Annotated in this window: 24 protein-coding genes; 17 read left to right on the top strand and 7 right to left on the bottom strand. The window is 64.9% G+C overall.

The genetic code is table 11. From position 1 onward, the window contains the following. Positions 1-55 precede the first annotated feature (55 nt). Positions 56-1,576 carry a fumarate hydratase gene (locus M529_RS32555; protein ID WP_021317453.1) on the bottom strand — a complete coding sequence of 507 codons (1,521 nt, stop codon included), beginning with the start codon at positions 1,574-1,576 and terminating at the stop codon, positions 56-58. 100 nt (positions 1,577-1,676) lie between these two features. Between M529_RS32555 and M529_RS32550 the strand changes: the two genes are divergently transcribed. Then, entirely contained in the window at positions 1,677-2,198 is a 522-nt protein-coding gene (locus tag M529_RS32550) for a hypothetical protein (RefSeq protein ID WP_021317452.1), read from the top strand. Between the two features lie 12 nt (positions 2,199-2,210). On the opposite strand, the gene M529_RS32545 is transcribed toward M529_RS32550, so the two are convergent. Then, positions 2,211-2,765 (bottom strand): DUF3617 domain-containing protein, encoded by a 555-nt coding sequence (locus tag M529_RS32545; RefSeq protein WP_021317451.1) that lies wholly within the window; start codon positions 2,763-2,765, stop codon positions 2,211-2,213. A gap of 536 nt (positions 2,766-3,301) precedes the next feature. On the opposite strand from M529_RS32545, the gene uvrB reads away from it, so the two are divergent. The 4 genes from uvrB (at position 3,302) to M529_RS32530 (ending at position 6,559) form a co-directional block, all read left to right on the top strand. Continuing rightward, complete coding sequence (gene uvrB, locus M529_RS32540) at positions 3,302-5,485, top strand: excinuclease ABC subunit UvrB (RefSeq protein ID WP_021317450.1); 2,184 nt, start codon at positions 3,302-3,304, stop codon at positions 5,483-5,485. 69 nt (positions 5,486-5,554) lie between these two features. After that, positions 5,555-5,986 carry a hypothetical protein gene (locus M529_RS49130; RefSeq protein ID WP_152522555.1) on the top strand — a complete coding sequence of 144 codons (432 nt, stop codon included), beginning with the start codon at positions 5,555-5,557 and terminating at the stop codon, positions 5,984-5,986. After that, positions 5,983-6,264, top strand: a complete 282-nt coding sequence (locus M529_RS32535; protein ID WP_021317448.1) for a type II toxin-antitoxin system RelE/ParE family toxin — start codon at positions 5,983-5,985, stop codon at positions 6,262-6,264. Before M529_RS49130 ends, M529_RS32535 begins: the two co-directional genes overlap by 4 nt. Beyond that, positions 6,239-6,559 (top strand): HigA family addiction module antitoxin, encoded by a 321-nt coding sequence (locus M529_RS32530; RefSeq protein WP_021317447.1) that lies wholly within the window; start codon positions 6,239-6,241, stop codon positions 6,557-6,559. Before M529_RS32535 ends, M529_RS32530 begins: the two co-directional genes overlap by 26 nt. Before the next feature lie 20 nt (positions 6,560-6,579). Here M529_RS32530 and M529_RS32525 read toward each other — a convergent pair whose 3' ends face one another. Next, a complete protein-coding gene (locus M529_RS32525) occupies positions 6,580-6,906 on the bottom strand; it encodes a hypothetical protein (RefSeq protein ID WP_021317446.1) in 327 nt (108 codons plus the stop codon). Between the two features lie 210 nt (positions 6,907-7,116). Here M529_RS32525 and M529_RS32520 point away from each other — a divergent pair, with 210 nt between their 5' ends. Continuing rightward, positions 7,117-7,860: a class I SAM-dependent methyltransferase gene (locus M529_RS32520; RefSeq protein WP_051184034.1), complete on the top strand. Its 744-nt coding sequence runs from the start codon at positions 7,117-7,119 to the stop codon at positions 7,858-7,860. 79 nt (positions 7,861-7,939) lie between these two features. Further along, positions 7,940-9,766, top strand: a complete 1,827-nt coding sequence (locus tag M529_RS32515; protein WP_021317443.1) for a DUF885 domain-containing protein — start codon at positions 7,940-7,942, stop codon at positions 9,764-9,766. Positions 9,767-9,775: 9 nt separating this feature from the next. Here the strand turns inward: M529_RS32515 and M529_RS32510 are convergent, their stop codons facing one another. Beyond that, a complete protein-coding gene (locus M529_RS32510; protein ID WP_051184033.1) occupies positions 9,776-10,597 on the bottom strand; it encodes a polysaccharide pyruvyl transferase family protein in 822 nt (273 codons plus the stop codon). A 91-nt stretch (positions 10,598-10,688) separates the two neighbouring features. Further along, complete coding sequence (locus tag M529_RS32505) at positions 10,689-11,507, bottom strand: ferredoxin--NADP reductase (RefSeq protein WP_031294780.1); 819 nt, start codon at positions 11,505-11,507, stop codon at positions 10,689-10,691. A 33-nt stretch (positions 11,508-11,540) separates the two neighbouring features. On the opposite strand from M529_RS32505, the gene M529_RS49680 reads away from it, so the two are divergent. Continuing rightward, entirely contained in the window at positions 11,541-11,714 is a 174-nt protein-coding gene (locus M529_RS49680; protein ID WP_161626330.1) for a hypothetical protein, read from the top strand. Positions 11,715-11,781: 67 nt separating this feature from the next. Here the strand turns inward: M529_RS49680 and M529_RS47695 are convergent, their stop codons facing one another. Further along, positions 11,782-13,305, bottom strand: a complete 1,524-nt coding sequence (locus M529_RS47695) for a hypothetical protein (RefSeq protein WP_021317440.1) — start codon at positions 13,303-13,305, stop codon at positions 11,782-11,784. A 100-nt stretch (positions 13,306-13,405) separates the two neighbouring features. Then, positions 13,406-13,723 carry a hypothetical protein gene (locus M529_RS32500; protein ID WP_021317439.1) on the bottom strand — a complete coding sequence of 106 codons (318 nt, stop codon included), beginning with the start codon at positions 13,721-13,723 and terminating at the stop codon, positions 13,406-13,408. A 210-nt stretch (positions 13,724-13,933) separates the two neighbouring features. On the opposite strand from M529_RS32500, the gene M529_RS32495 reads away from it, so the two are divergent. From M529_RS32495 to M529_RS32455, 9 genes are all read left to right on the top strand, one after another. Further along, positions 13,934-14,638, top strand: coding sequence for a response regulator transcription factor (locus tag M529_RS32495; protein ID WP_021317438.1), 705 nt, complete (start codon positions 13,934-13,936; stop codon positions 14,636-14,638). Beyond that, positions 14,607-16,202 carry a sensor histidine kinase gene (locus M529_RS32490; RefSeq protein WP_021317437.1) on the top strand — a complete coding sequence of 532 codons (1,596 nt, stop codon included), beginning with the start codon at positions 14,607-14,609 and terminating at the stop codon, positions 16,200-16,202. The genes M529_RS32495 and M529_RS32490 overlap by 32 nt, the downstream gene beginning before the upstream one ends. Positions 16,203-16,289: 87 nt before the next feature. Continuing rightward, the gene (locus tag M529_RS32485; protein WP_021317436.1) at positions 16,290-16,724 is read left to right on the top strand and encodes an HPr kinase/phosphorylase; all 435 of its coding nucleotides are present in this window, start codon (positions 16,290-16,292) and stop codon (positions 16,722-16,724) included. Further along, positions 16,721-17,662 (top strand): RNase adapter RapZ, encoded by a 942-nt coding sequence (rapZ, locus tag M529_RS32480; protein ID WP_021317435.1) that lies wholly within the window; start codon positions 16,721-16,723, stop codon positions 17,660-17,662. The genes M529_RS32485 and rapZ overlap by 4 nt, the downstream gene beginning before the upstream one ends. 22 nt (positions 17,663-17,684) lie before the next feature. After that, a complete protein-coding gene (locus M529_RS32475) occupies positions 17,685-18,089 on the top strand; it encodes a PTS sugar transporter subunit IIA (protein ID WP_021317434.1) in 405 nt (134 codons plus the stop codon). After that, complete coding sequence (locus tag M529_RS32470; protein WP_021317433.1) at positions 18,086-18,358, top strand: HPr family phosphocarrier protein; 273 nt, start codon at positions 18,086-18,088, stop codon at positions 18,356-18,358. Before M529_RS32475 ends, M529_RS32470 begins: the two co-directional genes overlap by 4 nt. Positions 18,359-18,534: 176 nt before the next feature. Next, entirely contained in the window at positions 18,535-20,664 is a 2,130-nt protein-coding gene (locus M529_RS32465; protein ID WP_021317432.1) for a TonB-dependent siderophore receptor, read from the top strand. A 16-nt stretch (positions 20,665-20,680) separates the two neighbouring features. After that, positions 20,681-21,259, top strand: coding sequence for a hypothetical protein (locus tag M529_RS32460; RefSeq protein WP_021317431.1), 579 nt, complete (start codon positions 20,681-20,683; stop codon positions 21,257-21,259). Continuing rightward, positions 21,256-22,596 carry a PepSY-associated TM helix domain-containing protein gene (locus M529_RS32455; RefSeq protein WP_021317430.1) on the top strand — a complete coding sequence of 447 codons (1,341 nt, stop codon included), beginning with the start codon at positions 21,256-21,258 and terminating at the stop codon, positions 22,594-22,596. Before M529_RS32460 ends, M529_RS32455 begins: the two co-directional genes overlap by 4 nt. The last annotated feature ends 55 nt before the right edge of the window (positions 22,597-22,651 follow it).

Raw genomic sequence — 22,651 nt, 5'->3', positions numbered from 1 at the left:
GCCAGCCACCTTGGCTGTTCCTCCCCATCGCAAGACGGGGAGGATGCGGAAGCCGTCAGGCTCCTTCGAGCAGCTTTTCCCGCTTGATCTTCTCCTGCCACACCAGCGGGGCGAGGCGGTGGACGTTCTGGCCTTCGCTGTCGACCGCGACGGTGACGGGCATGTCCTCCACCGTGAATTCGTAAATGGCTTCCATGCCAAGGTCCGCGAAGCCCACGACCTTCGCCTCCTTGATCGCGCGCGCAACCAGATAGGCCGCGCCGCCGACCGCCATCAGATAGGCGCTCTTGTGCTTCGCGATGCTGTCCGTTGCGCCCGGGCCCCGCTCCGCCTTGCCGACGCAGGCGGCGAGGCCCTGTTCCAGCATCATATCCATGAACTTGTCCATGCGCGTCGCCGTGGTGGGACCTGCGGGGCCGACCACCTCGTCGCGTACCGGATCGACCGGGCCGACATAATAGATGACGCGGCCCTTGAAATCGACCGGCAGGCTCTCGCCCTTCGCCAGCATGTCCTGGATGCGCTTGTGCGCGGCGTCGCGCCCGGTCAGCATCCGGCCGTTGAGCAGCAGCCGGTCGCCATGCTTCCAGCTCTGCACGATCTCCGGCGTCAGCGTGTCCAGGTCGACGCGGATCGCTTCCTTGCTCGGCTTCCAGTCCACCTGCGGCCATTCGGAGAGCTTGGGCGCTTCCAGATACGCGGGGCCCGACCCATCCAGCGTGAAATGGGCGTGGCGGGTCGCGGCGCAATTGGGGATCATCGCCACCGGCTTCCCCGCCGCATGGCAGGGATAGTCGTGGATCTTGACGTCGAGCACTGTGGCGAGGCCGCCCAGCCCCTGCGCCCCGATACCGAGCGCATTGACCTTGTCGAAAATCTCGATCCGCAGTTCCTCGATCTTGTTCTGCGGCCCGCGCGCCTTCAGCTCGCCCATGTCGATCGGGTCCATCAGGCTTTCCTTGGCCAGTGCGACGGCCTTTTCCGCGGTGCCGCCGATGCCGATGCCCAGCATGCCCGGCGGGCACCAGCCCGCGCCCATCTGCGGTACCATTTCCAGCACCCAATCGACGATCGAATCGCTCGGGTTCATCATCTTGAACTTGGTCTTGTTCTCGCTGCCGCCGCCCTTGGCCGCGACGTCGACGGTAACCTTGTTCCCCGGCACCATTTCGACGTTCAGCACGCAGGGCGTGTTGTCCTTGGTGTTCTGGCGGCTGAAGGCGGGATCGCGCAGGATGGAGGCGCGCAGGCGGTTTTCCGGGTTGAGATAGGCGCGGCGCACGCCTTCATCGACGACATCCTGCATGGAACGGCTATTGTCGTCCAGGCGGCAGTCCATGCCCCATTTGATGAAGACGTTGACGATGCCGGTGTCCTGGCAGATCGGGCGATGCCCCTCCGCGCACATACGGCTGTTGGTCAGGATCTGGGCGATGGCGTCCTTGGCCGCCGGATTGGCCTCCGCTTCATAGGCTTTGCCCAGCGCGCGGATATAATCCATCGGGTGATAATAGCTGATGAATTGGAGCGCATCGGCGACGCTCTCGATCAGGTCGGCGGTCTTGATGACGGTCATCTACCCTTGTCCCATTCGGCTGTGTTTTGCGGCCGGCTATAGGAGTTTGCGAGGACGAGTCCAGTAGGGAGCCCGTCCCCGCGTCAGGCGTTCAGGCGTCATGGCGCGCACGCTCAAGGTCTTCCGCACAGCGATCGGCTTCCACGACGCCTATGTCGCGGCGCCGAGCCAGAAGGCTGCGCTGGAGGTTTGGGGCGCGGACATCGATCTGTTCGCGCGCGGCGTGGCGGAGGTAGTTCTCGATGAGACGCTCGCCGCGGAGCCGCTTGCACATCCAGGCAAAGTGATCAAGCGGCCGCGCGGCACCATGGCCGAACATCTCGCGGCCCTTCCCAAGACCAAGCCAGTAAGCAGGGATAAGGCCGGCAGAGTTGGAAAGGCCAAGCCGACCCCTCGGCCCGACCGGTCGGCTCTCGAAGCAGCGGAGGAGACGCTCACACAAGCCAGAAAGGCGCAGGAGAAGAAGCGGAGCGAACTGGCGGCCAGGGAAGCCGCCCTTCGGCGCGAACGACAAGCGATGGACAAGCGTCACGCGGCCGAGATCCAGCGGCTGGAGCGGCGACGGGACGACGCGAAGAGGAGATATGATCGCGCGATGGATGCGTGGCGGGAAACGGCGTGAACGCCCTAGCGTTTACGAACACTCCGCCCCAACCCACCTCCCCGTCGAGCGCGCCTTCATCGCCATGGTTGATCCCTGCGGGCTGCCCACCATCTTCATGTCCATCTGCATCTCGTAGCTTTCGGGCGCGTAGTTGCCGTTCATGACGGCATTCATCGTGCCGCCCTCCGTCTTGCAGGACACCTGCCCCTTCACCGATCCGCCGCGCGCCTCGAACCCGCTGTAGGTGCAGTCCTTGCTCTCCTGGCCAGAGAACATCCGCGCGCCCGGATTGGCAGCCTCTTCCGGCGTCACGCAGTAGCGAAGCGCGGTGCGGCTCATCATCCGCTTCATCTGGTCCTCCATCTGCGCCGGCGCGCCGGGCATATTCGACAGGTCGATGTCATCGACCGCAAAGCTGCCTTCCCATTCGCCGGGCTTGAGCTGGACCTTGTTGACTTCGGCCCTGACCTCCTCCTTGGTCATGCCATCGGTCGCCGCGATCCGGCCAGCCTCCTCGCCCGCCTTCTCGCCACATGCCGACAGCATGGCCAGCAGGCCGGCAAGCATCGGGATCGTCCGGCGCATGACTGTTCCTTCCTCGGTTCGCTCCAGTATTCGCAAGACCATATCAGGAGGCGGCGACGATTCAACGAGAAGACAACATTGGATCGTTCCTTATCCGTTCTCACTTCTCCGTTAAGCAGCCCTGCACGGGAGCAGATGCAGAGAAACCAGAAGATAAACTCCATCGCTTGGGCCACTGATGAACGACATCCGGCACGAACGGGTGGGTGGTCGGCGGCGGTCCCGATGGCATTTCTGCATGTCGAGATCGGCGACCCTTGGATGAGCCTAACCTCTATAAGCACGAAGGCGATGTCGTCCGCAATTTCGATCGCAGCCAAGCCCTGTCCGACCTGCCCCGGGAGGCATAGTATTTCGAACCGGGAGGGCCGAACCTCCAATGGCGCGTGATGGAGTACAGCATCGAGAACGGAAATTCGAGGTTAGTCTCCAAATAGCCGGTGGTTTACCCGCCGCCGCTCTATAGCGCGTTCGAGCTGAAGCCTTGATGCAGCGCCGCGGATTGCGTCGCGGCTCATAGCCCCCATATTCGTCCCATGGCCATCCAGATTCGCACCGACCTGTCCGAACCGGAAACCGGGCAGAGCTTCGTTCCGCATCGTCCGGCGCGCCCCGAAAAGAGCGAGGGCGGGCGGGCATTCAAGCTGGTCAGCGACTATGAGCCGTCCGGCGACCAGCCGACCGCGATCGCCGAGCTGGTGGCGGCAGCCCGCGCGGGCGAGAAGGACCAGGTGCTGCTGGGGGTCACCGGATCGGGAAAGACCTTCACCATGGCGAAGGTGGTCGAGGCGCTGCAGCGTCCCGCGCTGGTGCTCGCCCCCAACAAGATCCTCGCCGCGCAGCTCTATGGCGAGTTCAAGAGCTTCTTTCCGGAGAATGCCGTCGAATATTTCGTCAGCTATTACGACTATTACCAACCCGAAGCCTACGTCCCGCGCTCCGACACCTATATCGAGAAGGAGTCGAGCGTGAACGAGGCGATCGACCGGATGCGCCATTCCGCCACGCGCGCACTGCTGGAGCGGGACGACGTGCTGATCGTCGCGTCGGTCTCCTGCCTCTATGGCATCGGATCGGTCGAGACCTATTCGGCCATGACCTTCGCGATGAAGAAGGGCGGGATCGAGGACCAGCGGGAGATCATCCGCAAGCTGGTCGCGCTCCAGTACAAGCGCAACGACGCGGCCTTCGCGCGCGGCAATTTCCGCGTGAAGGGCGACAATCTGGAGATCTTCCCCTCACACTATGAGGACACCGCCTGGCGCATCAGCTTCTTCGGCAACGAGATCGAGGAGATCGTCGAATTCGATCCCCTGACCGGCAAGAAGATCGCGAGCCTCGATTATGTGAAGGTCTTCCCCAACAGCCACCACGTCACCCCCGGCCCGACGCTCAAGCAGGCGATGGAGGCGATTCGCCACGAACTCACCGAGCGGCTGAAGGAGCTGGTCGATGAGGGCAAGCTGTTGGAAGCGCAGCGGCTGGAGCAGCGCACCAATTTCGACCTGGAGATGATCGCGGCGACGGGCAGTTGCGCAGGGATCGAGAATTATTCCCGCTTCCTGACCGGCCGCCTGCCCGGCGAACCGCCGCCGACTTTGTTCGAATATCTGCCCGAGAACGCCGTGCTGTTCGTCGACGAAAGCCACCAGACCGTGCCGCAGATCGGCGCGATGGCGCGCGGCGACCATCGGCGCAAGATCACGCTGGCCGAATATGGATTCCGCCTGCCGAGCTGCATCGACAACCGCCCGCTGCGCTTCAACGAATGGGACGCGATGCGGCCGCAGACGGTCAGTGTATCGGCGACGCCCGGCCCCTGGGAAATGGAGCAGACCGGCGGCGTGTTCAGCGAGCAGGTGATCCGTCCCACCGGACTGATCGACCCCCCGGTCGAGATCAAGCCGGTTGAGGACCAGGTGGACGACCTGATCCACGAGGCGAAGGAGACGGCCAAGAAGGGCTATCGCACGCTGGTGACCACGCTCACCAAGCGAATGGCCGAGGACCTGACCGAGTTCATGCACGAGGCGGGGATCAAGGTCCGCTATATGCACAGCGATGTCGAAACGTTGGAGCGCATCGAGCTGATCCGCGACCTGCGGCTCGGTGTCTATGACGTGCTGGTCGGCATCAACCTGCTGCGCGAGGGACTGGACATTCCCGAATGCGGCTTGGTCGCGATTCTGGACGCGGACAAGGAGGGCTTCCTGCGTTCCGAAACCTCGCTGATCCAGACCATCGGTCGCGCCGCGCGCAATGTGGAGGGCCGCGTCATCCTTTATGCCGACCGCATCACCGGCAGCATGGAGCGGGCGCTGAACGAGACGTCACGCCGGCGCGAGAAGCAGCAGGCCTATAATGAAGAGCACGGCATCACGCCGACCACGATCAAGCGCAATATCGGCGACATTATCGCCCATGTGGCGTCGAAGGATCAGGTGACGGTCGATACCGGGCTGGAGGACCGGCCGCATCTCGTGGGCCATAACCTGCGCGCCTATATCGAGGATCTCGAGAAGAAGATGCGCGCGGCGGCGGCAGACCTTGAGTTCGAGGAGGCTGGCCGGATCAGGGATGAAATCCGCAAGCTGGAAGCGGAAGAACTGGGCCTGCCGGCGGAGCAGCAGGTCGCGGCGCCCAAGGGTCGCGCGAGCGAGGGCAAGCCGGGGACGCGGAAGATGCGGTACGGGAAGGTGCAGCGGAAGTTCGGGCAGTAAAGTTCTAGAACTTTTTGTAGAAAGATCTGATCTGTTCTGATATGTGGATATCGGAACAGAGGCGGTTTGATGCGCACGATTGAGATAAGCACTAACGTTTTTGCTAAGATTTGGGCTAACCGGATCGAAGGCGAAGAGAGTGAAAACCAGATCTTGCAACGCCTTCTTGGCGTACATGAAGCAAGCCTAAGCGCGTCCGCCGTAAAACCCAAAGTCACCATACCAAAATCGGAACATAAAATCCTCTGGAGGGATGATGTTCGCTCGGCTCTGCTGGAGCTTGGAGGCGCTGGATATCTACGCGATATCTATGATCAAGTGCGTAAAATTCGCCTATCGGCAGGCAGGAGCTTACCAGTAAACACCCATGCCATCATCCGAAGAGAGCTCGAATATAACAGTTCTGATGCGAGCGCATTTACGGGCGAGAGAGACTGGTTTCAAACCGTTGATGGGATCGGAGGAGGAAAATGGGCACTGCGTAAGGACGCGCAAAAGTGATCCGTTCCTTCGCCGACCCGGAAACCGAGAAAATCTGGCGCGGCGAGCGCAGCCGCCGCCTGCCACAAGAGATCCAGCAGACGGCGCGGCGAAAGCTCCGGCAGATCAACCGGACGATCAATCTTTACGACCTGCGCATTCCGGGCGGAAATCGGTTCGAGCAGTTGAAAGGCTTTACGCCTTCACGATATAGTTTGCGCATCAACGACCAGTGGCGCATCACCTTCAACTGGTCCGACGGAGGCGCGGAGAATGTCCGGATCGAGGACTATCACTAGGGATGACGACCGGCTGGATAATGTCCATCCGGGTTCGATCCTGCGCGAGGATTTCCTGATCGGCGGCGAGATTCCCGTAGAGGAAGTGGTCGAAGGCGCGGGCATCGCCTCTGAGCGGATCGAGGCCATTCTGGCGGAGCAGGCTCCTGTCGATGCCAATATCGACCTGCGCCTCGCCCGCTATTTCGGAATCAGCGAGGGCTTTTTCCTTGGCCTCCAGATCGACTTTGATCTGGAGGAGGAGCGCCGTGCCCATGGCGACGAACTGGCGCGGATCGTCACCCGCGCCGCCTGAAAGGGCTTTCGGATTCCCGCTCAATAGGTCCGGCTGCTGACCTTGGCAGTGCCGTCGGGGGTGATCTCGATCAGGTGGGCGCTGCCATTGTCGCATTGCGCCTTCCAGCCCCTGACCCCGGTGCGTATCTCGGCGCGCTGCGATTGCGTGACGGTGGGGCAGGCCGCGCCGGAATCGCGGATCGCCTTGGCAAACACCTCGTCGCGGATGGCGGGATCGAGGCGCGCCACTTCCGCGGCGGCGCCCGTGTCGGGCGCGGCCTGGTTGCGGGGCATCGCGGCCTGATCGCTGCCGCCATCGCAGGCGGCCAGAGTCAGCGCCGCCGCCAGCACGATCACAGTCCGCATATATTTTCCTCCTGCCGGCTGGGCTGATGCGTTCGATGCGTCGCCATGCTCCTAGCATCCGGCGGGACCATCGCCCAGCCCTTCGACGAAGGCATTACAGCCATCGACCGGCGGCGGGAAAGGCGGGTTGAGCCGATGCATCATCCGGCGCATCGTCCCGCATCCGTAACGGCAAGGGAAAGCGAAATGGGCGGCAGGATATGGGTGGCGATGATCGCCGCAACATTGGGTAGCACGGCGCTGGCGCAGACGTCGAAACCACCAGCGCCCGACTATGCCGCGGCGCTCGCCGATGCCAAGCGGCCGGCGGAGGCCCGCGCGCTGGACGAGAGCCGCAAGCCGGCGGAAACGCTCGCCTTCCTTGGCCTGATGCCGGGGATGAAGGCGGCGGACGTCATGACGGGGTCGGGCTATTGGGCGGAGATCATGGCCGACGCCGTGGGTCCCAAGGGCAAGGTGACGGCGTTCGAGCCCAACCAGTTCTACACCCAGCCCGAAGAGCAGAAGAAATGGCAGGCGCTGGTCGCGCGGCGGCCGGAGGTGAACTGGGTTCGCTATCCGTTCGAGGCGTTCACCGCACCCGCCGGCAGTTTCGACCTGACGATCATCAACCTCTCCTATCACGACCTCTACTGGCAGTCGGAGAAGTTCGGCATCCCGCGCACCGACCCGGCGGCGTTCGTGAAGGCGCTCTATGCCGCGACCAAGCCCGGCGGCGTGGTCGGCATTATCGACCATGTGGGCGCGCCGGGTGACACCCGCGCGATCGTCGACAAGGTCCACCGCATCGACCCCGCGACGGTGAAAGCCGACTTCGCAGCAGCCGGATTCATGCTGGAGGCGGAAAGCCCGCTGCTCGCCAACCCGGCGGACGATCACAGCAAGCTGGTGTTCGATCCTTCGGTGCGCGGCAAGACCGACCGGTTCCTGTTCCGCTTCCGAAAGCCGAAGTAAAAGGCGATTGGCGCATCCCTCGGCAAGCGCGGTCGCGCACCTCTCTTGCCGGCCTGCGCATCCGCGCTACAAGCGGGGGATGCAGACCAGCCGCCGCGCCTTCCTGTTCGGAACCTCCGCCACCTTTGCCCTTTCCACCCTGCCCGCCCCCGCGGCCGAAAGCGCCGATGCGCGGGCGGAGGCGCTGCTCGCCGACATCGCCGAGGAGATCATGGCCGATGCGCCGGAGAGCGCGAGCAGCCTGGGCATCGATACGGGCGCGCGCGCGGCGCTCAAGAGCCGGCTGGGCGACAAGAGCCCGGCGGGGCAGCGCCAGATCGCCGGCCATGTCGCCGCCCGGCTGGAGCGGCTGAAGGCCGTCGACCTCGCGCCGCTGGGGGATGTGACGCGCACCAATGTCGAGGTGACGCGCGCCGCCCATGAACTCGCCGCGGAGGGCTTTGCCTTTTCCTTCGGCGACATGGCGATGATGAACAGCAACTGGTCCTATCGCAACGCGCCCTATGCCGTCGCGCAGAACACCGGGGCCTTCATCGAGACGCCCGATTTCCTCGATAGCAGCCACGCCATCGCGACCCCGGCCGACGCCGACGCCTATCTCGCGCGGCTGGAGACCTATGCCGCCAATCTGGACGGGGAGACCGAACGGCTGAGGCATGACGCCGGGATTGGCGTGGTCGCCCCCGCCTTCCTGCTCGACAAGGCGACCGGCCAGATGCAGGCCGTCCGTGCGCTGCCGCTGAACCAGTGGGTGCCCGTCGCCTCGATCGCGCGGCGGACAAAGGCCATGCCCGGCGATTATGGCGCGAAGGCGCTGGCGCTGGTGACCGGAAAGGTCGCCCCGGCGCTGGAACGGCAGGTGACGGAGCTCCAGCGCCATCGGCAGGGCGCCACCATGGACGCAGGCGTGTGGAAGCTGCCACAGGGCGAGGCCTATTATGCCTGGGCGCTGAAGGCCGGGACGACCACGACGATGAGCCCGGATGAGGTGCATGCGCTGGGGCAGGAACAGCTGAGGTCTCTGCAGGCGCAGATGGACGGGCTGCTCAAGGGCCTGGGCATGACGAAGGGCACCGTGGGCGAGCGGATGACGGCCATGGGGAAAGACCCGCGCTATCTGTTCCCTAACACCGACGCCGGACGACAGCAGATCCTGTCCTATATCGACGGGCGGCTGACCGATATCCGCGGCCGCCTGCCCCGCGCCTTCGCCACGCTGGTGCCTGCGAAGCTGACGGTCAAGCGCGTGCCGGTCGAGATCGAAGCGGGAGCACCGGGCGCCTACGCCGGGGCGGGATCAATCGATGGAACCGTGCCGGGCAATTACTATATCAACCTGCGCGACACGAGCATCTGGCCCCGCTATGCGCTACCGACGCTCTGCTATCATGAAGGTATACCGGGCCATATCTGGCAGGGTGAGTATACCTACAAGCTGCCGCTGATCCGCTCGCTGCTGGCGTTCAACGCCTTTTCCGAAGGCTGGGCGCTCTATGCCGAGCAGCTGGGCGACGAACTGGGTGCCTATGAAGGGGACGTCGCGGGGAAGCTAGGCTACCTGCAATCGATCGCCTATCGCTGCTGCCGGCTGGTGGTCGACACCGGGCTGCACGCCAAGCGCTGGACCCGCGACCAGGCGATCCACTGGTTCGCCACCACCAACGGATCAAGCCTTGAGGATGTGCAGGGCGAGGTCGACCGCTATTGCGCCTGGCCGGGGCAGGCCTGCGGCTATAAGGTCGGCCATGGCGAGATCGTGCGGCTGCGCGAGACGGCGCGACAGGCGCTGGGCGAACGGTTCGACTTCCGGCTGTTCAACGATGCGGTGGTCAAGGGCGGCGGCGTGCCGATGACCGTGTTGGCGAGCAATGTCGACGCCTTCATCGCGGAACGGAAGGGCGGCTGATTCTGCGACCTAGGGGGCAGGATCGCTCCACAGGTCGTGAGGGAAGGCGTCGAGCAGCGGATCGAAACTGACGGAAATGCCCGGCATTCCGCCCATTTCCAGGCCCTGTTCGATCGACGTCGCGAACGTCAGATCGGTCCGACCTGTGCCGGCGTGGTAATCCTGATATTTGAACAGCGTCTCCCGTTCGGTCAGGCGCACATAGCGGGCAGGCACGCCATAGGCCTCCGCGATGATCAACCCGTGCAGGGAACTGGCCAGCACGAAGCGGGACGCCACGATGCGCGATATGACATGGTTCCAACCCCGGAGCGGGGACACCACCGGAATCGGGAGTGCAAGCGAAGCGACGTGGGGTAGATCATTGAGATTGGGGACGAAGATCGGCCCCTCTTCGCCCGTGGGGACGAATCGTCCAGGAAGAAGGCGGGGGATTAGCAGGGCTGGGTCGCCATAAACGTCCGGAACCGCGATGCCGCGCCCCCTCAGGAAGTCGGCGGTCAGGGGACCGCGCACGGCCCGCACGTCGAGCGCCTCGAAGCGATGATGCTCCTCCACGATCTTGCCATTGACGCCCGTTCCCCACACCGTGTCGCCGCTTCGCGCAAAGTGCAGAACCGACCCGACGCTGAGCAACCGCGCCGGACGCCGGACTTCTTCGGAACGGAGGCGTCCACGCGACATCAGCACGCTGTCGACGATCACTTCGGCGAGCTGATCGCCGAAATTGATGCGGCCACCGGAAGGCCGCCAAGAATAGCAGTGCACCTGCGGAAAAGGCGGCGGCACCGCAGCAGGCGAGGGTGTGCCAACCGGAGCCTTTTTCTTCACGGGCACCTTCTTGTGCGTCACGCGCCGACCTTTCATTCACCCCATCGCGAAGACGATAGGACGTCGGTTCCCGCGGTGCCAGAAAGACTTGTCAGCCGACGAAGGCGCGCTCGATCACGAACTGGCCCGGAGCGGCGTTGCTGCCTTCGGTGAAGCCTTGCTCCTCGAAATAGGCCGCGAACTGCTTGATCATCTCCATGCTGCCGCACATCATGATCCGGTCGGTTTCCGGGTCGAACCGCGCCGCGCCCGGTATCCCCTCGAACAGCGCGCCGCTTTCGACCAGCGCGTCGATGCGGCTCGTATTACCCTCGAACGGCTCACGCGTCACGGTAGGGACATAATGGAACTGCGCCGGCGCCTGTTCGGACACCAGGGGGTCTTCCGCCCATTTGCCTTTCAGTTCGTCGCGGAAGGCAAGGTCGCTCACCCGGCGCACCGAATGGACGATCACCACCTGCTCGTAAAATTCATAGACATCCGGGTCGCGCGACAGGCTGAGGAAGGGAGCAAGGCCCGTGCCGGTCGACAGCATGAACAGCCGCTTGCCCGGCAGCAACGCATCGGTGACCAGCGTGCCGGTCGGCTTGCGGCCCAGATAGACCTGGTCGCCCGGCTGGATCAGTTGGAGCTTCGACGTCAGCGGCCCGTCCGGCACCTTGATCGAGAGGAACTCCAGTTCTTCGTCCCAAGCGGGGCTGGCCACCGAATAGGCGCGCAGCAGCGGCTTGCCATTGTCGCCCTGGAGGCCGATCATGACGAATTCGCCCGAGCGGAAGCGGAAGCTCGCCGGCCGGGTGATGCGGAAGCTGAAGAGATGTTCGTTCCAGTGGCGCACCGACAGCACCGTCTCCACGCTGAGCGCGCCCGTCGGTTCCAGCACCGGTTTTTCGATCGTCACGTCGTTCAAGACCTTTTCCTTGGCCGAATTCCACGCGCCGCCATGGCGCGCCAGTTGCGGATCATTCGCAATAAGCAATTCCCTTCGCGAATGGCCCTATTGCCGGGCGAAGGCAAGGTGAAAAAATCTTGGCCCAAGGAAAGCTGGCGCAACTGCGACGGGCCGCCGCACCGGATCAGTTTAGATCATGCAATGATCCACTCCCTCACCGCCTGACGCAAAACGGCCGGGTCCGCATTCAGACCCGGCCGCCCCGCGCATGCCCCCACGCCGCGGGAAAACGTCAGAAACGATAACCTATGAAGATGTGCCCGCTCTTGTAATGCTCGCCCTTCTTGGCGATCAGGCCGACGCGCACCACTTCGAAACTGTTGCGGATGTCGCTTTCGCGCGTCCGCACGCCCAGCGACAGGGTCGCTTCGTGCAGCGTGTCGGTATAGAGGTCGTCGCCGAAATAATTGGTGAGCGCATAGCTGGCGCGCAGCGATGTCTGGCGCTGGCCCACGCCCCGGCCCGCCAGCGGCAGTTCGTAGGCGAGGCCGTTGCGGAGCACGAAATTGTCGGTGCGATTGCCGACGTCATAGTCATAGAGCTGCGCCTTCAGCACCTTGGTGAAGCCCGCCATATTGCCGATGGTGAGCGCGCCGCGGCCGACCAGATTGTCGAGATAGAGCAGGCTGGAGACGGTGCCGGTCAGCATCTGGCCCTTAAGCTGCTGGTCGTGGGCATAGACATAGCCATAGGCGACGCGCGGCTCCACGCTCCAGATCCGCGACACGGGCACACGTGCGGCGACGGCAGCGGAGGCGCGCAGCGTGCGCACGCCCTTCACATCCTCGTAGCTGACCGGCACATCGAAGATCAGCAGGGCGCGACTTCCCTCCGCCAGCCGAAAGGAGCGGTTGATACGCGCTTCATAGCTGGTACCAACCGCGCCCTGGCGGTTGATCCGGCCGATTCGCATGCCGATGCCCCAGGGCGCCTCGTCCGGGGTCAGGCTGGGCTGGGTGAAATCCAGCGCAGATTCGATCATCTGGTGCTGCAGGCTCTGCGCATTCCCGACCAGCGGGTTGACGCCGGCGCCGCTGACCGAGCAGCCATAGGCGGCCTGAAGCAGATCCGTGCTGGTGAAGGAGTTCGGTGTGCCATCGGGATTGGCGCCGTATGTCCACTGCCCCTGGGTCGAATCCGCGTCGAGGAACTGCTCGTAGCGGCTGAACACCTCGTCCTCGTCGGCGCCGGTGAAGGTCACGGCATAGGGATTGGCGTAGATGCCGTCGATATTGTCATAGGCCGCATGGCTGATGCCTTCCGGCGGCTGATCGTAATAGCCCTGCTGGATCGCCCGGCCGAGCAGCGAGGTCGGATTGACCACACCCTGTTCGAACACCGAGCGGCGACCGGCGCTGCGGCAGGGCAGCGTGACGGTCAGCTGCGCAATTTCCAGCCCGTTGGTCAGCGTCTGGTTGCGGTAGCGGCCCCAGATCTGCGTCCCCAATATGTTGGATGTGGTGTTGACGACCGCGTCGCCCACGGCATCGGGGTCGAAGCCGTAAATATGGGGAATGACGCTCACATGGTAGAGGTCGATACCCGCATCGCGCGCGACATAGCTGCTGTCGACCGGCACGCCCGGCAACAGGCGGAAGGTCGGTGCGTTGTCGTCCTCCAGCAGCATACGCACATAGACGCGGCCCGGCGCATTGGGCGCCGTCACCTCATCCACATGCTGCGCGCCTGCGGTCGACAGGCAGGCGCCGCCCAGCGCAGCCAAGGCTGCGCCGACGCGCATGACCGAATTTTTCATCTAATCCCCCTCAACCCCGTTTCCGGCTGCCCACTCAGCCGCAAACAACGCTATAGGGGCATAAATTCAGCCCGACATACCCCGGATGGGGTATAGGTCGTCAGCCAAACAGGCCCTTGGCAAGTCCGCCCAGTTCATTGAGGGGATTGCCGTCGCCGTCTCGGTCGAACAGGCCGCCGAGCTTTCCCAGGATCGCTTCCGGCCCGCCGAACTGGCCGAGCAGTTCCTGCAGCTTGTCCGCCGAAACGCCGTGCTCGGCCGCCGTTTCCGCCAGGGCGGAGACGCTGGTGTCGCCAGCGCCGATCTTCGCGCTGATCTCGTTCATCAGCGCCTGCATCTGTTCCGGCTCCATGCCCATGCGGCCAGCGATCGCCTCCAGCCCGCCAAGATTGCCCAGAAGATCGTCGAACATGCTCATGAGAAGGACTCCGCTTTGATCCGGAGAGAATAGCAGGCGAAGCACCCGGGCCAAAGCAAAGACGAGGGGAGACGAGCGAAAATCGGACCCGGCCCTCCCCGCGCGCCCGGCTTTCTTGCGGTCTGCTGCGCCTTCGTCTAACGGAGGGGCAGGTGCAGCCTGCGGGGCGCTTCACGGGCCACCCGGCTGCGACGGCATTTGGGATCACGCATGACCGCAACCATCGCCCTGGTGGATGACGACAAGAATATCCTGACATCGGTGTCCATCGCGTTGCAGACCGAAGGGTTCATGACCCGCATCTATTCCGATGCGGAGGCCGCGCTGAAGGCATTGCTGGATAATCCGGCGGACCTTGCCGTGTTCGACATCAAGATGCCGCGCATGGATGGGCTGGAACTGCTGCGCCGGCTGCGCGAAAAGAGCCAGATGCCGGTCATCTTCCTCACCTCCAAGGCCGACGAGCTGGACGAGGCGCTGGGCCTCGCGATGGGCGCGGACGACTATATCTCCAAACCTTTCTCGCAGCGGCTGCTGATCGCGCGCATCCGCGCCATCCTGCGCCGCGCCGAGGCGAGCAGCCGCACCGCCGCACCGGACGAGCCCGCCGCCGATCCGATCGTGCGCGGACGGTTGGAGATGGACCCGGCGCGCCATCGAGTGAAATGGGGCGGCAAGGACGTGACCCTGACGGTCACCGAATTCCTGATCCTGGAGACGCTGGCCGCCCGGCCTGGCGTGGTCAAGAACCGCAACCAACTGATGGACGCGGCGTATCAGGACGACGTCTATGTCGACGACCGCACGATCGACAGCCACATCAAGCGCCTGCGCCGCAAGTTTCGCGAGGCCGACCCTGAATTCAACGCGATCGATACGCTCTATGGCGCCGGCTACCGATTCTCCGAAGAGTGATCGCGCGCCGCTGGCGGTGCGCTGGTCGGGCCGGCTGAGCCTGACGCCGCGCATCCTGGCGGTGAACGTGTTCGCGCTCGCCCTGCTGGCGGGCGGATTCTTCTATCTCGACAGCTATCGCACGCGCATCGTCGACGACCGGCTGGCACAGTCGGCGCGCGAGCTGAAGCTGCTCGCGATCGGGCTGGAGAACGCGCCGGCCGACCGGCATGACTCCCTGATCGCGGCCTATGCCCGCCAGACCGGCGACCGGGTACGCCGCTATGCAAGCGACGGGCGGTTGATAGCCGACAGCTTCACTATGAACGCCCCCCGCTATCGCCTGCGTTCGCCCGAGGACGAGCAATGGCGCCGCCATGTCGCCCGCTTCCTCGACAAGATGGTGGACAAGGTCGTGTCCGCCGACCGACCGCCCGACTTCGAAGAGCCGGCCATCGACCGCGCTTCCGCCTGGCCGGAGGTCGTGCTGGAACGTAAGACCGGCAAGCCGCAATCGACCAACCGCTACGCGCCGGATCGAACCTTCATGATCTCCGCCGCCGTGGGCGTGAAGGACGGCTCCACCCTGCTGGCGACTGAGAATGCGCGGGACATCACACGCACCGTACGCGCGGAACGGCTCCGGCTCGGCATCGTGCTGGCGGCGGCCGTGCTGGCCTCCGTGCTGCTGTCGCTGTTCCTGGCGCGCACTATCGTCTCGCCGATCCGGCGGTTGGCGCGCGCCGCCGTGCGCGTGCGCCTGGGCCGGGCGCGCGAAGTCACGGTGCCCCGCCTGCCCGAGCGGCGCGACGAGATCGGCATGCTGGCACGCGCGCTGTCCGACATGAGCCATGCACTGCGCCAGCGGATCGACGCCACTGACGCCTTCGCTGCCGATGTGAGCCATGAATTGAAGAACCCCATCGCGTCGCTGCGCTCGGCTCTCGATTCGCTCGACCGAGTGGAAAGGCCGGACCTGCGCGCGCAGCTGATGGCGATCGCGCAGGACGACGTGCGGCGGCTCGACCGGCTGGTGACCGACATCGCCGAGGCTTCGCGCGTCGACGCCGAGCTGTCGCGCACCCGGTTCGAGCCGATCGACCTGGGCCTGCTTATCGAGAAGATGGTGATCGCACGAGAGGCCCGGGGCGTGCCGCGCGGGGTCAGGCTGGCCTTCGCCCGGCCGCGCAAGGACGTCGCCGTCGTGCTGGGAGAGGAGCAGCGGCTGATCCGCGTGCTCGACAACCTGATCGACAACGCCGTGTCCTTCTCACCCGAGGGGGGGCTGGTGCAGATCATCGCGACGGTGGCCGACGACCAGGTGATGGTGAGCGTCGAGGACGAGGGGCCGGGCGTGCCCGAGAGCGAGCGCGAGCATGTCTTCCGTCGCTTCCACAGCGTCCGGCCGGAAGGCGAGGCGTTCGGCACCCATTCGGGCCTGGGCCTTGCCATCGCCCGCTCCATCATAGAAGGGCATCAGGGCCGGATCAGTATCGGCGACCGCGAGGACATGCAGCGCGGCGCCCGCTTCATCGTCCACCTGCCCATGGCCCTGGCGCGCGATCCGGGGATCGCCTCCGAATAACGACGTCCCCGCACGGGACGGGGGTGCGGGAATGGACGCCGCTATTCGATTTGAAGCTAGGCGGCGCGGGTGTAGGAAGCGGGGGACATGACGCGGGCACTTTCATCCGAGACCTTGCATGCGACGACCATCAGCGTCGGGGGCCGTGCCGTACTGCTTTGCGGGCCGAGCGGGGCCGGCAAGTCCGACCTGGCCCTGCGCCTGATCGATCGTGGCGCGGTGCTGGTCAGCGATGACACGACGCTGGTGAAGCGGATCGACGGTCGACTGGTCGCTACCTGCCCCGCCACGATCGCCGGCAAGATGGAGGTGCGCGGGCTTGGGATCATCGCCATGCCCCACATCGACGAGGCCTCAGTGGCGCTGGTCGCCGACCTTTCCGACATAGTGGAACGCATGCCCCTGGAGCAGGTCCACCGCGCGATCGCGGGGATGCAGGTACCGGTCGTCAGGATTGTCCCCCATGAGGCGTCCGCCCCGATTAAGATCGAGCTGGCGCTCAAGACGCTGGGGCAGTCATGAGCGGCGTCAACGCCAAGACCATTCTGCTGGTCTCGGGCCTGTCGGGCGCCGGCAAGACGACCGCGCTCAAGACGCTGGAGGACATGGGTTGGGAGGTGGTCGACAACCTGCCGCTCGTGCTGCTCGACAGGTTGCTTGGCACGCCGCTGCCAGCCGGCCATGACGATGCGGACGACCGGCCGCTGGCGCTGGGCATCGACGCGCGCACGCGCGGCTTCGACGCCAACGCCATCGTCCAGCGGATCAAGACGCTGCGCGAGACGCATGGCCACGACATCGAAACGCTGTTCCTCGACTGCTCCGGGACCGAACTGGAACGCCGCTTTGCCGAGACACGCCGCCGCCACCCGCTGGCGGCCGACCGGCCCGCGGTCGACGGCATCGCCCGGGAGCGCGAGATGGTCGAGCCGCTGCGCCGCTGGGCAAGCCAGGTCATCGACACGACCAATACCACCACCAACGGCCTGCAGCAGGAGATCCGCAATCGCTTTTCGCGGGACGGGTTGTCGGATCCGGTGCTGACCATCCTCTCCTTCGGCTTTTCGCGCGGGGTGCCGCGCAACGCCGACCTGATGTTCGACATGCGCTTCCTGCGCAATCCGCATTGGGAGGAAGCGCTGCGTCCCAAGACCGGACAGGACGCCGAGGTGGCGGCCTATATCGCCGAAGACCCCGCCTATGAGGAAGCGGTTGGGCAGATCGAGCGGCTGCTCGCCACCTTGCTGCCGCGCTATGCGGAGAGCGGCAAGACATACGTCACCATAGCCTTCGGCTGCACCGGGGGACGGCATCGGTCCGTCCATGTGGCCGAGCGTGTCGCCAGATACTTGCAAGACGCGGGCTTTTCGCCCACGGTCTCGCACCGCAATATGGAATCAGCGCCACAGGATGCCCTGGAGAAGCGCGGATCATCGGGAGGCCCGAAAGCACAATCATGAAACAGATGGGCCGACGAAGCAGATGATTGGACTCGTACTTGTCACGCATGGATCGCTGGCGACTGAGTTCGTCATCGCCATGGAGCATGTGGTGGGACCGCAGCAGCAGATCGAGACGATCTGCATCGGCCCGGAAGACGACATGGAGCTGCGCCGCGCGGACATTGCGGCGGCGGTGGCGCGGGTGAACGACGGCGCGGGCGTGATCCTGCTGACCGACCTGTTCGGCGGCACCCCTTCGAATCTGGCCATCTCCCTCCTGAAAGCGGGCGAGATCGAGGTGATCGCGGGCATCAACCTCCCCATGCTGATCCGCCTTGAAAGCGCGCGCAAGGTGATGGACGTGCGCGCTGCCGTCGCTGCCGCGCGCGAGGCGGGACAGAAATATATCAGCGTAGCATCGGAACTGTTGGGCAGCACCACATGAGCGAAGTCAGCCGGGAAGTCCTGATTAGCAACCGCCGAGGGCTTCATGCCCGGGCCAGCGCAAAATTCGTGACCCTGGCGAGCGGCCTCCCCGCACAGATTACCGTGCGCAAGGACGGCAACGAGGTGACCGGCACATCGATCATGGGCCTGATGATGCTGGGCGCGGCGATGGGCGATTCCATCGTCATCAGCGCCGCCGGCCCGGAAGCCGAACACGCGCTGGGCCAGCTGGTGACGCTGGTAGAAGGGAAGTTCGGGGAAGAGTGAGGCGAGACCGGTTTTGGCCGGTTGTATTCCCGCGCTCCTACCCCGGCCCTTTACCCGTCGGGAGCGACCTTCGCGCCGACACATCCTTCCTACCGAAACCCGATTGCTAATGAAAATGATTCTTATTACTTCCCGCCCCCAGGGACGTGGTTTGAATCACAGGCAAAGGGGTTTTCATGACGATCGCACGCTTCTCCCTGCTGGCATGCACCGCTCTGGCGGGCTTTCCGGCGCTGGCGCAGACGCCTGAAGAGGCGGTCGCCGAACGGGACAGCATCATCGTGACGGCCGCGCGCCAGTCGAGCGGCGCGGGCACCAAGACAGACACACCGCTGATCGAGACGCCGCAGCCGATCACCATCGTCAAGGACGACGTCTTTCTGTCGCAGGGGGCGCTGTCGATCAGCGACACGCTGAACTATGTCGCAGGCGTGCAGGCCAATCCCTATGGTCCCGACAGCCGCGTCGACGGCGGCTTCATCCGCGGCATCAACCCGCTGCAGTTCCGCGACGGCATGCGCGACCTCTACAGCTATTATGCGAGCATCCGGTCGGACCCATATAATTTCTCACAGATCGAGGTGGTGCGTGGCCCCGCGTCCGTGCTGTTCGGCAACGGGTCGATCGGTGGTCTCGTCAACATGGTGTCGAAGGTACCGCAGTTCGAGGCCGGCGGCGAGATGGCGCTGCGCTATGGCTCCTTCGACCGCAAGGAGGCGCTGGCCGACATCACCGGGCCGATCACGGACGACATTGCGGGGCGGATCGTGGCGCGGGTGCGGAGTTCAGGCACGCAGGTCGATCATGTGCCCGACGACCGGGTGATGATCGCGCCGTCACTGCGCTTCCAGCCCGACGCGGCGACCGACATCACGCTGATCGGCCTCTACCAGGAGGATGACGGCGGATCGACGTCGCAATTCCTGCCGGTGGTGGGCACGCTCTATCCCAATCCCAATGGTCGCCTGCCCAATGACACCTTCATCGGCAAGCCGGGCTGGGACCGTTATGACGGGCGGCTGCTGCAGGGCACGGGTATCGTCGACCGGCAGTTTGGCGAGCATGTGAAGCTGAGCCTCAAGGCGCGCTACATCGACAGCGACCTCACCTATTTCACCCATTATCCCAACAGCTATTCCAATCCGACCAATCCCTATGTGCTGCTCAATCCGCAGACCGGCATGCCCGTCCCGGGCGAGGATGACCGCCCCCTGCCCGATCCGGCGCAGCGCACGATCGGCCTCTATTCGGACGGCAGCTATGCGCGGATGAACGTCTTCTCCACCGACAACAACATCCGCTTCGACTTCGACACAGGTGAAGGCATCCAGCATGTCCTGCTGGCAGGCGTCGATTACAGCTGGAACCGGGTGCGCAAGACCAATGGCTCCGGCATGGAATATATCGATATCTACGACATCGATTACGATGCGCTGTCGGACTATGGCGGCGGCATCCCCAATCCCCAGTTCGCAAGCCATGAGGACACGAAGCAGTCCCAGATCGGCTTCTACGTGCAGGACCAGATCCGGTTCTGGGATCGGGTGTCGATCGTGCTCGGCGGGCGGCGGGACCATGTCCGCACCCAGGCGGCGGGCGAGCCAGCGGAGACGGTGAACGCCACGACATTCCGCGCCGGCATCATCGCGGAAGTCGTGCGAGGCGTGTCGCCCTTCTTCAGCTACACCGAATCCTTCCAGCCGCTGCCGGGCCGCGATGGCGCCGGCAACACCTTCCGTCCCACCACCGGCCGCCAATATGAGGTCGGGATCAAGCTTCATCCCGACGACGCCACGCTGGTCACGGTCACCGGCTATCACATCAAGGAGGACAATCGCCTGATCAGCGATCCGGCCAATCCGCTGGAGCAGATTCAGGCCGGAACCAGCACCTCCAAGGGCTTCGAGGTCGAAGCGAGCCGGATGCTGCCGGGCAATTACGAGATCATCGCCAATTACAGCTACAACAAGGCCGAACTGGACGAGGTCGGCCGGCAGTTGGACAATGTGCCCAAATACAATGCCTCGGTCTGGGGGACGAAGACGATCCAGGCCAATGAGGAGACCAGCCTGCGGCTGGGCATGGGCGTGCGCTATTCGGGCAGGAACCGGTCGGGCGGGATCATCACCACGCCGGATTATACACTGGTCGACGCGCTGGCGGAGGTGAACTGGCGGAGCTGGCGCTTCTCGGTCAATGCGACCAACCTGCTGGGCGAGAAATACTACGCTGCCTGCCTGTCGCGCGGCGACTGCTTCATCGGTGCGGAGCGCAATGTGTTTGGCACGGTGAGCTACCGCTTCTAGGAAAGAAGGGTCCACAATGGCTGCATTCGACGTCATGATGGGAACCGGCGCCGCGGCCGCCGCTGCGGGCGTGCTGGTGCTGCGCCTGTCCTGGGCGCGGGCGCGGCGGTCGGCCGGGCTCAACGCCGTGGGCTGGCTGCTGATACTGGCGGGCATCAGTGCCGGCATGGTCGCGGCGGGGGCCTGGGGCGTTGCTGTCGTTGCCATCATTGCCATGGGCACAGCGGCAGTCCTGCTGGGTCATGCGGCGCTGACTTCGCCTCCGGGCAGGAGCCGGCCTTCCGAACGACGGGCGCACATGCTGCCCGGCAAGGGCGAGCCGCTGCATCTGGGACAGCGCGTCCTGACCTTCCTGCTGGCGGTCCCCGGCGCGATGCTGAGCGCGCTGCTGGTGGCGCTGGCGGCACGGGCGGGTGCCGGCGCCGCCGACTGGCACGAGGCGAACGGCAATGCGCTCGCCCTGTTCCTGCTGCCGACGCTATGGGGCGTGTTCGCCTTCCTACTGCTGATGCTGCGGCGGCGCGGGCAGTTGCTGCTGCTGGCCCTACCGGCCGCCGCGAGCGCGGCGATCCTCTGGCTGGGGCCGCAGGCATGACGGCGGCGATCCAAAAGGACACCGTGCAGAAGGCGCTGTCGGCGCATGCCGCGATCGGCCTGGTCGTCAGCGCACTGCTTTACATCGTGTGCGTCACCGGCACGGTCGTTGTCTTTTATCAGGAATGGCAGCGGATCGAGCAGCCTGACGCGCCGGAGATGGCGCGCATCGCCCCCGAGACGGTGCAGGCGGGGATCGCGCGCGTGCTGGCGACCGAAAAGGGCAAGCCGCGCACAACACATCTCTATGTCCACCTGCCCGTTCCCGACCTGCCGCGCACGACCGTCACCACCGACCATCAGGCCGTGCATCTGGACGGTGCGGGGCGGATCGCCGCGCGGGAAGAAAATGGCTGGTCCGAATTCCTGCTGGCGCTGCATTATACGCTGAGCGTGCCGGGACCGGTCGGCATCACCATCGTCGGCGCGCTGGGCGTGATGATCGTGGCGCTCTCCCTGTCGGGCGTGATCGCGCATCCTCGCATCTTCCGCGACGCCTTTCGCCTCCGCGCGCGGGACAGGAACGGCATCGGCCTGGCCGACTGGCACAACCGGCTGAGCGTCTGGACGCTACCCTTCATCCTGGCGATCGCGCTGACGGGCGCGGTGATCGGGCTGGCGACCGTCGGAGGATACGGCCTGGCCGCGAAATTCTACAAGGGGGACATAGAGGCGACCTATGCCCCCATCTTCGGCGGCGAGGGCAAACCGGACGCTCGACCCGCGCCGCTGCCGGACGTGGCCGCCACGCTGCGACATATGGCGGTGCGCTTCCCCGGCGTCCGGCCCAGCTATGTCATCCTGCATGATCCCGGCACGGCGGGACAGCATGTGCAGGTCATCGCCGAGCATGACCGCCGCCTGATCTACGGCGAGAATTACGCCTTCGACGCGCAGGGGCGGTTCCATGGCGCGGCTGGCCTGGCCGATGGCGAGGTCGGGCAGCAGGCGTCTGCGTCCATCTACAACCTGCATTTCGGTAATTTCGGCGGACTGCCGGTGAAGATCGCCTATGTGCTGCTGGGACTGGCGCTCAGCGTCGTCACGGCTACCGGCGTGTCGATCTGGCTCGGCAAGCGCGAGCGGCGCGGCGTCCATGCGCCCCGTTTGCGCAGCGGCTGGGATGCGGTGACCTGGGGTGTGCCGCTGGCCCTGGCGCTGACCTTGCTGGCGCGGCTGCTGATCGGCAACAGCGCCCCCTTCGTTGCGATCTTCTGGATCGCTAGCGCGCTGTTCGTCGCGCTGGCGATGGCATGGCCGTCACGGCGGACGAAGCGAGGGATGCAATGGTCGCTTCTGGCGTCGCTGCTGGGATCGCTGGCAGCGGCGATAGTCTGACGATCGTCAACCCCTGTCCTTTTGCCAGCCCTGCCTCTATGGAGGCGACTTCATC

It is taken from the genome of Sphingobium ummariense RL-3 (assembly GCF_000447205.1).
GTDB classification, from domain to species: Bacteria; Pseudomonadota; Alphaproteobacteria; order Sphingomonadales; family Sphingomonadaceae; genus Sphingobium; species Sphingobium ummariense.
Note: the sequence above shows the minus strand (reverse complement) of the source record. Positions and strands in the feature narration are given on the sequence as shown.

Bases quoted from the DNA above. Each gene is read 5' to 3' on its own strand.
- M529_RS32555 (WP_021317453.1), bottom strand. From the start codon at position 1,576: ATGACCGTCATCAAGACCGCCGACCTGATCGAGAGCGTCGCCGATGCG.
- M529_RS32550 (WP_021317452.1), top strand. From the start codon at position 1,677: ATGGCGCGCACGCTCAAGGTCTTCCGCACAGCGATCGGCTTCCACGAC.
- M529_RS32545 (WP_021317451.1), bottom strand. From the start codon at position 2,765: ATGCGCCGGACGATCCCGATGCTTGCCGGCCTGCTGGCCATGCTGTCG.
- uvrB (WP_021317450.1), top strand. From the start codon at position 3,302: ATGGCCATCCAGATTCGCACCGACCTGTCCGAACCGGAAACCGGGCAG.
- M529_RS49130 (WP_152522555.1), top strand. From the start codon at position 5,555: ATGCGCACGATTGAGATAAGCACTAACGTTTTTGCTAAGATTTGGGCT.
- M529_RS32530 (WP_021317447.1), top strand. From the start codon at position 6,239: ATGTCCGGATCGAGGACTATCACTAGGGATGACGACCGGCTGGATAAT.
- M529_RS32525 (WP_021317446.1), bottom strand. From the start codon at position 6,906: ATGCGGACTGTGATCGTGCTGGCGGCGGCGCTGACTCTGGCCGCCTGC.
- M529_RS32520 (WP_051184034.1), top strand. From the start codon at position 7,117: ATGATCGCCGCAACATTGGGTAGCACGGCGCTGGCGCAGACGTCGAAA.
- M529_RS32515 (WP_021317443.1), top strand. From the start codon at position 7,940: ATGCAGACCAGCCGCCGCGCCTTCCTGTTCGGAACCTCCGCCACCTTT.
- M529_RS49680 (WP_161626330.1), top strand. From the start codon at position 11,541: ATGGCGCGCCAGTTGCGGATCATTCGCAATAAGCAATTCCCTTCGCGA.
- M529_RS47695 (WP_021317440.1), bottom strand. From the start codon at position 13,305: ATGAAAAATTCGGTCATGCGCGTCGGCGCAGCCTTGGCTGCGCTGGGC.
- M529_RS32500 (WP_021317439.1), bottom strand. From the start codon at position 13,723: ATGAGCATGTTCGACGATCTTCTGGGCAATCTTGGCGGGCTGGAGGCG.
- M529_RS32495 (WP_021317438.1), top strand. From the start codon at position 13,934: ATGACCGCAACCATCGCCCTGGTGGATGACGACAAGAATATCCTGACA.
- M529_RS32490 (WP_021317437.1), top strand. From the start codon at position 14,607: ATGGCGCCGGCTACCGATTCTCCGAAGAGTGATCGCGCGCCGCTGGCG.
- M529_RS32485 (WP_021317436.1), top strand. From the start codon at position 16,290: ATGACGCGGGCACTTTCATCCGAGACCTTGCATGCGACGACCATCAGC.
- rapZ (WP_021317435.1), top strand. From the start codon at position 16,721: ATGAGCGGCGTCAACGCCAAGACCATTCTGCTGGTCTCGGGCCTGTCG.
- M529_RS32475 (WP_021317434.1), top strand. From the start codon at position 17,685: ATGATTGGACTCGTACTTGTCACGCATGGATCGCTGGCGACTGAGTTC.
- M529_RS32470 (WP_021317433.1), top strand. From the start codon at position 18,086: ATGAGCGAAGTCAGCCGGGAAGTCCTGATTAGCAACCGCCGAGGGCTT.
- M529_RS32465 (WP_021317432.1), top strand. From the start codon at position 18,535: ATGACGATCGCACGCTTCTCCCTGCTGGCATGCACCGCTCTGGCGGGC.
- M529_RS32460 (WP_021317431.1), top strand. From the start codon at position 20,681: ATGGCTGCATTCGACGTCATGATGGGAACCGGCGCCGCGGCCGCCGCT.
- M529_RS32455 (WP_021317430.1), top strand. From the start codon at position 21,256: ATGACGGCGGCGATCCAAAAGGACACCGTGCAGAAGGCGCTGTCGGCG.